The organism is Uniformispora flossi (assembly GCF_049534875.1).
Lineage (GTDB): Bacteria > Actinomycetota > Actinomycetes > Streptomycetales > Streptomycetaceae > Yinghuangia > Yinghuangia aomiensis.
Window position 1 is genome coordinate 1 of record NZ_JBMULZ010000040.1, and the last position, 9,940, is coordinate 9,940.

Genomic DNA, 9,940 nt, shown 5'->3' on the forward strand with positions numbered 1-9,940 from the left:
CTACTCTCCGGTACTCGTCCCCCCGTTTTCTTCTGTTATGTAGACCGGCGGCGCGGCCGCGGACGCCCCGTGGGGGGCTGGCCGGCGGCCGGCGCACCGGGGCGCCCCGCCCCGCCTGTCCCGCCCCGGCGCCGGGGGCCTGGCAGCGCCGGAGCGGGCGATCCTGGCCCGGCCACCGCGGTGCGGCGTCCCGGGCGGTCGGGGGGCGCCGGCCGGCGACCGGGTGTCCGGGCGCGGCGGCGGTCCGGGGACGTGGCCACCGCCCAGGACGGCGGGGGATGGTACGGGCTGTGCCGGGCGGAACATTCGACTCCTCGACGCCGAACGCGTGCGGATGCGGACATGTCGAGTCTCGCTGGAGGAGAACGGTACACACACCCGCCACCAAAGGGTTGCATCAGCGCAGCAATCCCCCGACATCACCGCACCAAGGGTGTTGGCGGTGCCGGTGCACCAAGTCTCATCCGCAATTCACCCCCGTAGCCACACAAGGACGAAATAACGCCGCCGGAAGACACGTTGCGAAGATCATCCGCCGACTGTTGGACACGTGTCGACAAGCGGAGGCAGGATCCCCCACGTGGGCAGAGGCAACGCGGATGCGGCACAGGACTGGTTCGTCGGCGGTGGAAGCGAACGCGGCAACGGCGTCGCCGCGCCGATGCACGCGTCGTGGGTGCGATGCCCCGCCAAGGGCATCCGGCCCGACCGCGCGCCGCTACCCGTGCCGTTGGTCGACGACGCGGTGCTGCGCCGCCGGCGCAGGCATCCGCTCGCGCCCGTGTGGCCCATTCTCCGCGCATCGCTGCGCTGGGCGACGCGCCACACGGGGCAGTTGCTGACCGTCAGCGACGCGGAGGGGCATCTTCTGTGGTGCCAGGGCGGCCCGGGTCCGCGGCGGCAGGCCGAGCACGTCCCCACGCTGCCGGGCGCGCTGTGGAGCGAGGACACCGTCGGACCCACCGCCGTGAGCACCGCGATCGCATTCCGGCGCCCGTTCCAGGTGTTCGGCCCGGAGCACTACGCGTCGTCCGCGCGCCCGTACGCGTGTTCCGCCGCACCGATCCACGACCCGGTGACCGGACGGCTGCTGGGCACCGTCGACCTCACCAGCGCCACCGACGCCGACCGCGCGCTCAAACTGTCCTTGGTCACCACCGCCGCGCGCCTCGCCGAGGCGCAGCTGCTCGCCGAACGGCTGCGCCACCAGGCCCGGCTGCGCGAGAAGTACGCGGACCGTCTGGCCCTGCGCCTGGGCGGCTGCGGCGCTCTCCTCGACACGGACGGCGTGGTCGCGCACGCGTCCCCGCCCGGGTCGCTGCCCGCGCACCTGCCCGGCATCCGCGGGGAAGGCCCGGTCGTGCTGCCGGACGGCCGGCACGCGGTCGTCGAACGCCTGGACGCGGAGACGTTCTTCCTCGTCGTGGCCCCCACGGACGACGGCGCCGAGCCCACCGTGCGCTACGAAGGCCTCGGCCGGGCCCGCGGCCGCCTCGCCACCGGCGGCCCGTGGCACGAACTCACCGGCCGGCACAGCGAACTCGTCGCGCTCCTGCTGGCCCACGACGAGGGCCTGACCGCCGAGGAGTTGGCGTTCGAGCTGTATGGCGACAGCGGCCGCGCGGGTACGGTGCGCGCCGAACTCAGCCGTCTGCGGCCGATTCTCGGCCACCGGCTGGGCTCCGAGCCGTACCGGATCCTCGGCCCGCGCGACGCCGACTTCCTGGCCCCGGAAGCCGACCGCGCACGCCTGCTGCCCAGGTCGAAGGCACCGGGGATCGCCGCGCTGCGCGAGGCCGCGCCGGGCGGATAGCGCCCCCGGACACCGTCCGGGTAAACCCAGATGTGGCGAAAAGCAAGCACCTCACCGGATACGCCTGGCGGGAGAGCCCGGAGCGTCTGGTCTGGGAGACCAAGGTCATGGCGCGGCGTTACCACCGTTACCGGGCCACCCTCGCGGTCGCGCGGACGGTCAACCGGCTCACGCCCCGGAAGAACCGGCCCTCGTTCGAGGTCACCTACTGGGAGCGGGTGCGACCGGGCCGGACGACGTACCTGATGCCCAAGTCCGAGACGATGACCGCCGACGGGCAGACCAACTGGCTGACCCGGGCCGCCCGGACCCTGTCGGTGGACGAGTACCTCCAGACGATCGAGGAGCACGAGCGCCGCAAAGCCTCCAAGGCGATGGCGGCCGCCGGTACCGCGAGCGACCGCGAGCGGCTCCTCGAAGCTTACGAGCGGCGCAGGCACCGGCGGGTCCTGAAGAGCGCCGCGCCCGGTGCGCGACGCCGGGAGCTGGCCCGGGCCTACCTTGCCGGCGAGGCTCCCTACCGGATGGGGCCCGATGAACGCCGCAGGGTCCTCGACGACTTCGCCCGCGGCAAGGACGGCCTGCCGCCGCAGTTCCACCTCACCGGCGTCCGCGACAACGACGTCCGCTCGTACCTGATGATGGACCTCGCCTGGGTGAAGGGCGAGGTTTCGACCGCGATGCACCGCCGGTTCGGCGCGGCCCGCAGCCAGGGCCCCGGCGCCTTCTTCGGTCCGCACTACACGGTCTTCAAGTCCCGCGACTTCCCCGGCGGCGAGCTGAATCCCGGCTTCCGGCGCGGCCGGGTCCAAGGCGACCTCCACTGGCAGGAGCACGCCTCCAAGAAGCTGGAGAAGAAGGTCATCCGCGGCTCGCGGATCCTGCGTCTCCGGCATTTCGGCCGCTATCTCAAAGCGGAGGCCAACGGCGCCGCGAAGAGCCCGCCCGATACCGGCTATTCGGCGTTCACCGACCCGACGGTGCTGGCGGTCGCCGGGGCGTTCGGCAACACGCTTCGACACGGCCGGGCGCTGCAGGTGCCGGCCCCCCTCGACGAGCCGGCGCCGCCGCGGACCCTGCCGCCACGCGTCGACATCGTCGCGGCAGTCGTCGGCTTCACGCCCCTGGTCCCCACCGCTGTCTTTCCGCCGCCGAGCCGGTTGGCCACCGTGCCGCTCCCCGGCGGTGCCGTGCAGCGCGGCCGATCCGCGGCCGCCCCGGCACCGTCGTGCCGCGGCTGCGCTGCCCCGCGCACCCCGTACGGTCCGTTCGGGCCGGCCCGCGATCCCGGCCTGGTCCTGAACCGGGATGCGTGAACGGGCCCGCTCGGGTCCCGCAAGGCGCGCCTTCCGGCCTAGCGCCGGGCCGGTACGGGTTCCTAGGCTGCGATCATGCGTTCTCGGGTGGCGGTCGGGCCGGTGGTGGCGGGGTGTGTGCTGCTCGCGTGGGCGGGGACCGCGCCCGCCGGGGCGGCGCCCGAGCATCGCGCGGTCCAGCCGTACGCGGCCTCCGGCGCCCCCGTCCAAGGCTCCACGACGGGCTGCGACAACGCCCCGGTGCTCACACCGGGCCGCTATCTCGACGGGCTCCTCCAGGGCAAGGACCTGTGGTACCGCGTCGAGAAGCGCCCCGAGCAGGTGCTGGACGTGTCCGCGACGGCCGCGCCGCCGGACCTGATGTACGGCACCTCGAACATGAAGATCGGCGTGGGCTGGGCCGAAGGCGACGACCCGAACGCGTGGCTGTCCGACCTCGGGACGGTGCACGGCGGCCGGGTCAGCGTCGGCGGCCGGTCCAACCAGAAGGCCGACGGCCAGCGCTCGGGCTGCATCCACATCACGAACACGCTGTCGCCGATGGGCTCGCAGGCCAAGAGCATCCCGATCGAGATCGCCCTCCGGTTCACCGACTCGCCGCAGCCGAGTACGACCACGGACGGCTTCTCGTTCGCGGGCGCCCGGGAGGTCCCCGCGGACGGCGTCGTCAAGGGCGACCTGGCCCTCGGCGAGTTCCCGTTCTGGCGGGTGCAGCTCAAGGACGGCCAGACCCTCACGGTCCGCACCGTCATGCAGCACCCGGCGAGCCTGTCCGCGGGCCGGCTCGCGCGGTGGACGGTGGACATCTACAACCCGCTGCGCTCCGCCGCCCGCTGTCCGGCCAAGGCCGGCGACCGCAGCGAGGTCTTCGTCGAGCAGGGCAGCGGGACCACCCAGCTGACGTGCGGCCCGTGGAAGGTCGACACCGACCTCAAGGACTACGAGTCCGAGTTCACGATTCCCGGCACGTACTACATCGTTCCCGGGGTGCTCGGCGAGATCGACGCGGGGCACGGGCAGGTCGTGCCGTACGAGATGACGGTCACGGTAGAAGGCGCGGGCACCGACCACGACCCGTCGGCCGCGTTCACCGGCAGCTCCGTTCGCCCCGGCGCCGGCAAGGAATCCGCCATGACGGCCGGCAGGAACGGCGGCGCCGGCGCGGCCACGGGCACGGGGGGCGGCACCGGCGGCAAGTCCGACGCGCAACCCGGCGGCGACCCGGCGATGGCCGGGGCGGCGGACGCCGAGGACGACGGCGGCAGCGGCACCATCGCGTTGACCGCGGCGGCCGCGGCCGCGGCGCTGGTGTCGGTCGGGGCATTCTTGATGCACATGCGGAGGCGGCGGGCGGGTGCGGCATCGGGCTCGGCGACCGTGGTGCCGTCCGGAGAGCCGTTCTCGGGGTCCTTCGCGGCTCCGGCCGCGCCGCCTGCATTCCCGGCTCCCCCGGCTCCGGTGACTCCCCCGGCCCCGTCGATTCCGCCGCCGGCCGCCGCGTTCGAGGAGGTGCCCGGGCCCTCCGCGGAGCCGGACCACAACGCGATGGACTCGGACTGGTCGATGAGCGCCATCCCGGCGGGGAGCGGCGAGGCCGACGCGGACGACCCGGACACCCTGGACGGGCATGACGAGCCGGAGGAGCCCGCCGCGGCGGAAGCCGCTCCAGTACCGCCGACGTTCGCGGACGGGATCGTGTTCACGCCGCCGCCGGGCCTGCTGGATGTCGGCACGGACGACGGGGGCGACTCGTCCGACTCGACCGGCTCTTCCCCCGCGCCGTCCTGGCGGCCGCCCGCCGGACCCGGAGAACCGCCGGCCCGTCCCTGAGCCGCCCGGACGGAATTCCGCGTCCGCCCCGGCCGCGCAGCGCCCGCCGCGGCTCAGCCCTGGCGCAGTTCCACGATCCGCCACGGCTGGTCCGCGGCGTCCCGGCGCAGGAACACGAAGACCACCACGGTCTGCGGCTCGCCGCGCCAGCCGTCCCGGCCCTGCGTGGTGACGTCGACGATCCAGCCGCGGTAGGCCTCGAGGGCGTTGTCCGGCGGCTGCCCCATCTCCGGGCTCAGGTGCGCGGTGGCCGTCGTGTAGGCGTGGTGCCCGGCCAGCTCCGCCCAGTCCCCGCCTTGGACCGGGCGCGGCTGTTCCGCGCGGAGCTTGGCCAGGTAGTCGCGGTCCAGCAGCGGTGCGGTGCGCAGCATCGCGTCGTAGTCGGAGATGTCGGTGTCGGTGTCGACGAGGCACATGGTCAACGCGGCGGCCTCGGATACCGCGTCGGCGTTCTTGCCGTCGACCTGGGCGGCGGCCGGGTTTCCGCCGGCCGGGGGACCCGACTTGCGGGTCGGGGCGGCCGAACCGGCCGGGGTTTGGCCGGCGGTCGACGGCACGGCACTCCCGGCAGGACGTGAACTCGCGGCTGCCGGTGCGGCGTCACCATCCGAGGAACCGCCGCTGCACGCGCCCGCGAGGAGCATCAGGCCGACGGCGATCGCGGCCGCGCGACCGGGCGTAACGGCCCTGTTCACGAGTACCTCACGATCTTGAACTGCTCTTTCCCGTACTGGCTGAGGAGCGTCTGGTCGCGCACGGGCCGGCCGGGACGCGGTGCTTCGACGATGCCGTAGTCCTTCCCGACCTTGCCGGTGAAAATGGCGACGTGGTGCCAGTACTGGTCGCCTCCCGGGGCCCCGGGAACGTGCATGTAGATCGCGTCGCCGGGCACCATGGCGTCCAGGCTCGGGACGATGTGCGCCTGGGGAGGCTTCACCGCGTTGAGCTGCTGGCCGGTGTTGTGCGGCAAGCCGACGTTCGGTTTGATCTTGAACGTCTTCCGTGCCTGGTAGACGGCGTAGAGCACCAGGCCCGAGCAGTCGAATCCACTGCCCCCGGCCGTGGTTCCTCCGCCCCAGACATACGGCTTGCCGAGCTGGGTGCGGGCTTGGCGCACGATTTCCAGGCCGAACGACGCCGCGCGGGCGTCGACCTCGGGGCCCGACACGTCGAGCGCCCAGTCGTCCCGCTTCGCCAGCACGTTGTCGACGTACTTCTTCACACCGGAGATGTTGTCGACGCCTCCGGCCCTCTTCACGTTGGGGACCCCGGTGTTGTAGGCACCGACCGTGTTCCGCAGCAGGTCGCCGGGGATGTTGGCCCTCTTCACCTCGTCGCGAAGCGTGCACAGGTACTTGGCGGTCGCGGCGATGGCGTCGAACGGGTCCTTGATGTCCATGTCGCCGTCGCCGTCGCCGTCGACTTTCGCGGCCTGCTGTCCGACGCCGTTCCACGTGTTGGGCATGAACTGCGCCACGCCCTTCGCGCCCACCGGACTGTCCGGGGTGTTCACGTTGCCGCCGGACTCGATCCAGACGATGCCCGCGAGCAGGGGTTCGCTGACGATGCCCTCACAGGGGAAGCGCCGGGCGGCGTTGCTGATCGCCGCCAGCACGTCGGGGTTGGTCAGCTGCTTCTTCGCCTTGTCGTTCAGCCCGAGGTAGTCCAGCGCCAAGTCGAGGCCCAGCGAGGCGAGGTCGCGTGCCTGCCACGCCGAACACCCCGAGACGACCGTCATGCTCAGTGCCATCGTCAGGCACGCCACGACGATGCGTGCTCTTCCCCGTATTCGCCGGGTGCGCCGCGGCCCACGTGCGACGGCGGTCACGACCCCTTCCCCGCATCGAGCCACTTCTGCCGCGCCGCTTCCCGCCGCGGGCTCATCGGCTGCCCGACGACCGGCGTATGACGGGGCGACGGCGGCGGCTCCGACGCCGCGGCGGGTGTCGCCTGCTGTTGCTGCTGGGTGGTCCGGGCCGGCGACTTGCTCAGCTGCGGCGTGTTCGCGGCCGGAGCCGCGGGACCCGTGGCGGCCGGGGCGGTCCTGACTTGCATGGACAGCTGCCGAACGGTGCCGACGCCTTGCGCTGCCGTCTTGAGGTGCTTGACGACACCCGCGAAGACCGATTTCCGCAACCCGGCCGAGGCGCCGTGGAACGCCCCGATGGCGTCACCCAGCAACCCGTTGTGGATCTCTTCGGACATTCCTCTTCCGTCCTTCCGCGGCCTTGCTCACGTCAGCCTCGGGGCAAAGGCCGACGTCACAACACGAACCACCCGGCGATCGACGTCGCCGAACCGGCCAGCACGGCTGCGAAGACCACCCATCCCAGACGGTTGAACTGCAGGAGCCCCGGCTCGCCCGTGTACCAGGACCACGCCATGCCGACGCCGACACCGACCACCCCGACCCACAGCGCGCACGAGGCGGCGAGCAGCGCCCAGCCCAGGAAGTCGCTCAGCTGGGCGCGCACCGTGTCGGAGGTCGGCGCGCCCTTGGCGTTCTCCTTGACCATGACGTCGCAGTCCTTCTTGGCGTCACCGCTGAGGAACTGGCATCCCCCGTCGCCGGCCAAGGTGGAGCCGGGCACCTGCTGTTTGAAGTCCTTGTGGTCCGACAGGCACGACTTCTGCATGGCCTTGGCCTGCGAGCCCTGGAACTGGCCGGTGCCGATCAGCAGGCACGGATTCTGGCCGACCGGGCTCCGGCACACGTTGAGGTTCTTGTCCGAACGCTGGTCGGAGTCGTAGATCGAGTTGCAGGGGTTCTCTTTGACGTCCGCCTTGATCGACTGCCCCAGGTTGTTGCTCTTCTGGTGGTCCTGCAGGAACTTGTACATGCGCTTCTTCATGCACTCGCCGATCGTGCCGTTCTCCTCCACGAACAGGCCGCCGAAGACGGTGTGGTTCGCGTCGGTGAGGAACGTGCCGAGACCGCCGTCTTCGAGGCCGTCGCACGAGTCCAGGCCGCCGTTTTTGTAGTCCTTCCGGTGGCCCGTACCGACCGACTTCCCATGGAGGTTCTTGGTGACGCCCTTCTCGTCCTTGTCGGCGCAGTAGTAGGTGAACCAGAATCCCCAGACGTCCTCGGGGATGTAGAGGCACGCCTTCCGCTCCGGCCCCTTCATGATGTCCTGGTTCGCGGACGCCACCGGCGCGGTGCCCACCTGTGCGACGAAGCCCAGGAGGCAGGCCGCCAGCACGGTCATCACGGCACGGGTGAGCCGGGTCATCGGGCCCACCTCCGGTTGGTGTCGTTGATGTCGCGCTCGGCTTCGGTGAGTTCGACGCGGACGGGGATGCCGGGGCGGCCGCCGACCTTGACCATGAACTTGCCGAGTCCGGGGGGCGGCGACTTGCGTCCGCTGCCGGTGTCCCAGGCGGGCGGGGTGGACCAGTCGGTGATCATGCGTTGTTCGGCGCCGGTCATGCTGACGACCTGGGTCAGTTCCGGCATCTCCGCGGCGGGCAGTCCGCCGCAGATGACCATGCCGGCGCGTTCGACGAACCCCTTGGCCTTCATGCGGTCTTCTTCGTAGGCGAGGGCCATCAGGTCGGACATGGTGTGGGTGATCATCGCCATGCCGACGCCGCGCTGGCGGTTGAGGCGGGTCAGCGCGTCGACGCGGTCGACGAGGCCGCGTCCGGCGCGCAGCACGCGCCACAGCTCGTCGAGGATCACGAAGTAGTGGCGCTGCGGCTCGAGTCCGGCGTCCGCGAGGGCCTGGGCGACGGAGACCGCGCCGAACCCGTAGCTCCAGCACGCCAGCAGCGCCGCGGCCTGGAGGTTCATCTCGGAGTCGTCGATGCTGGAGACGTCGAAGCAGACGGGCCGGTCCCGGCGCATGGGTTCGGAGGTGGGGCGGGCGAACATGTCGCCGAGGCGGCCTTCGCCGAGGAGGCCGACGAGGGAGGCTTCGAGGTCCTCGACGGTGTCGCGGTACTTGGCCATGTCGCCGCGGTCCAGGACGGCGGCCCGCACCGGGTCCGGCGCGTCGCGGATCACCGCGAGCAGGTCGGCCATCACCGGGACACCGGGGTGGCGTTCGTCGAGGACTTTGAGGGCGACGTTGAGGACGGTTTCCTCGCGGTCGGTGATCGGCGCGCCGCGGACGATGGTGAGCAGCGACCCGACGGCGTTGATGCGTCGTCCGTGCGCGTCGGCGATCAGTGCGCGGCGGGCGTCGCCGGTGAGCCGTTTGGCGGCTTCGGTGACTTCGCCGGGGTCGAGGACGTTGAGGAAGCCGCGGCCGCGGCCGAGGGTGATGACCTGGCCGCCGAGGGCGCGCACGAGGTCGACGTAGTCGGGTTTGAGGTCGCCGAACACGAGCGGGTTCACGCCGTATCCGGCCAGGCCGAGGGCTTGGCGGCGCACCACGGTCGACTTGCCGAGGCCGGGCTTGCCGAGCACGAACTCGCTCGGGTTGAGGATGAGGTTGGCGCGTTGGAACCAGCTGATGGGGTCGCAGCACAGCGCGGCGCCACTGGTCATCGACCGGCCCAGCGGCACACCGACCACCGGCGTGCCCGAGCCCGCCCCGAACGGCCACAGGCCGCACACCTGGACGGTGGTGCCGCGCCATTCGGTGGGCGTCTCGATGTGCGAGGCACGGCCCCGCCCCCAACCCGTCAGGCCGCGCGGGCCGGGACGGTCGGCCGCCACCCGGCCGCGCCTGGGCCGGGACGGCGCTCCCGGCGCGCCGGCCGTGCGCCCGGCGACCGGCAGAACGCCTTCGGCGGCTTCGTGAGCCGCGGGCCTCTTCCCGAACATCGTGCTTCCTCTCTCCTGCTACATCGAGTTGCGGACGGTTTGCGGCACCCGCAGGTGGTCGCCGAGGTTCACGCCCAACGGCAGTGCCGCGGCGAAAGCCGCGGACTGGGAGCCATACATGCGCCGCAGCCGGACCCGCGCCGTGGCGGCGAGGTTGTCCACGGCGGCGCCGGCCAGCGGCACCGCCGCCTCGTCCAGCACCGTCGCCGT

Annotated in this window: 8 protein-coding genes and 1 pseudogene; 3 read left to right on the forward strand and 6 right to left on the reverse strand. The window is 72.2% G+C overall.

What is annotated here, in order from left to right; genetic code table 11:
* The first annotated feature begins 580 nt into the window (after positions 1-580).
* The 3 genes from ACPA54_RS38730 (at position 581) to ACPA54_RS38740 (ending at position 4,959) form a co-directional block, all read left to right on the forward strand.
* Entirely contained in the window at positions 581-1,813 is a 1,233-nt protein-coding gene (locus ACPA54_RS38730) for a GAF domain-containing protein (RefSeq protein WP_423537225.1), read from the forward strand.
* A gap of 32 nt (positions 1,814-1,845) precedes the next feature.
* Positions 1,846-3,129: a hypothetical protein gene (locus ACPA54_RS38735; protein ID WP_423537227.1), complete on the forward strand. Its 1,284-nt coding sequence runs from the start codon at positions 1,846-1,848 to the stop codon at positions 3,127-3,129.
* 75 nt (positions 3,130-3,204) lie between these two features.
* Complete coding sequence (locus ACPA54_RS38740; RefSeq protein WP_423537228.1) at positions 3,205-4,959, forward strand: hypothetical protein; 1,755 nt, start codon at positions 3,205-3,207, stop codon at positions 4,957-4,959.
* Between the two features lie 53 nt (positions 4,960-5,012).
* Here ACPA54_RS38740 and ACPA54_RS38745 read toward each other — a convergent pair whose 3' ends face one another.
* From ACPA54_RS38745 to ACPA54_RS38770, 6 genes and pseudogenes are all read right to left on the reverse strand, one after another.
* The gene (locus ACPA54_RS38745) at positions 5,013-5,516 is read right to left on the reverse strand and encodes a hypothetical protein (protein ID WP_423537230.1); all 504 of its coding nucleotides are present in this window, start codon (positions 5,514-5,516) and stop codon (positions 5,013-5,015) included.
* Positions 5,517-5,650: 134 nt separating this feature from the next.
* On the reverse strand, positions 5,651-6,787 hold the full coding sequence (locus ACPA54_RS38750; protein WP_423537231.1) for a C40 family peptidase: 1,137 nt from the start codon (positions 6,785-6,787) through the stop codon (positions 5,651-5,653).
* Positions 6,784-7,164, reverse strand: a complete 381-nt coding sequence (locus ACPA54_RS38755; RefSeq protein ID WP_423537232.1) for a hypothetical protein — start codon at positions 7,162-7,164, stop codon at positions 6,784-6,786. Before ACPA54_RS38755 ends, ACPA54_RS38750 begins: the two co-directional genes overlap by 4 nt.
* Before the next feature lie 56 nt (positions 7,165-7,220).
* Positions 7,221-8,192, reverse strand: a complete 972-nt coding sequence (locus tag ACPA54_RS38760) for a hypothetical protein (protein ID WP_423537234.1) — start codon at positions 8,190-8,192, stop codon at positions 7,221-7,223.
* On the reverse strand, positions 8,189-9,730 hold the full coding sequence (locus tag ACPA54_RS38765; RefSeq protein WP_423537236.1) for an ATP/GTP-binding protein: 1,542 nt from the start codon (positions 9,728-9,730) through the stop codon (positions 8,189-8,191). Before ACPA54_RS38765 ends, ACPA54_RS38760 begins: the two co-directional genes overlap by 4 nt.
* Positions 9,731-9,748: 18 nt before the next feature.
* Positions 9,749-9,940: pseudogene (locus ACPA54_RS38770) on the reverse strand (SCO6880 family protein); the annotation flags it as partial.

Excerpts from the sequence above, each read along its gene's own strand:
- ACPA54_RS38740 (WP_423537228.1), top strand. The coding sequence starts at position 3,205 with ATGCGTTCTCGGGTGGCGGTCGGGCCGGTGGTGGCGGGGTGTGTGCTG.
- ACPA54_RS38755 (WP_423537232.1), bottom strand. The coding sequence starts at position 7,164 with ATGTCCGAAGAGATCCACAACGGGTTGCTGGGTGACGCCATCGGGGCG.
- ACPA54_RS38760 (WP_423537234.1), bottom strand. The coding sequence starts at position 8,192 with ATGACCCGGCTCACCCGTGCCGTGATGACCGTGCTGGCGGCCTGCCTC.
- ACPA54_RS38765 (WP_423537236.1), bottom strand. The coding sequence starts at position 9,730 with ATGTTCGGGAAGAGGCCCGCGGCTCACGAAGCCGCCGAAGGCGTTCTG.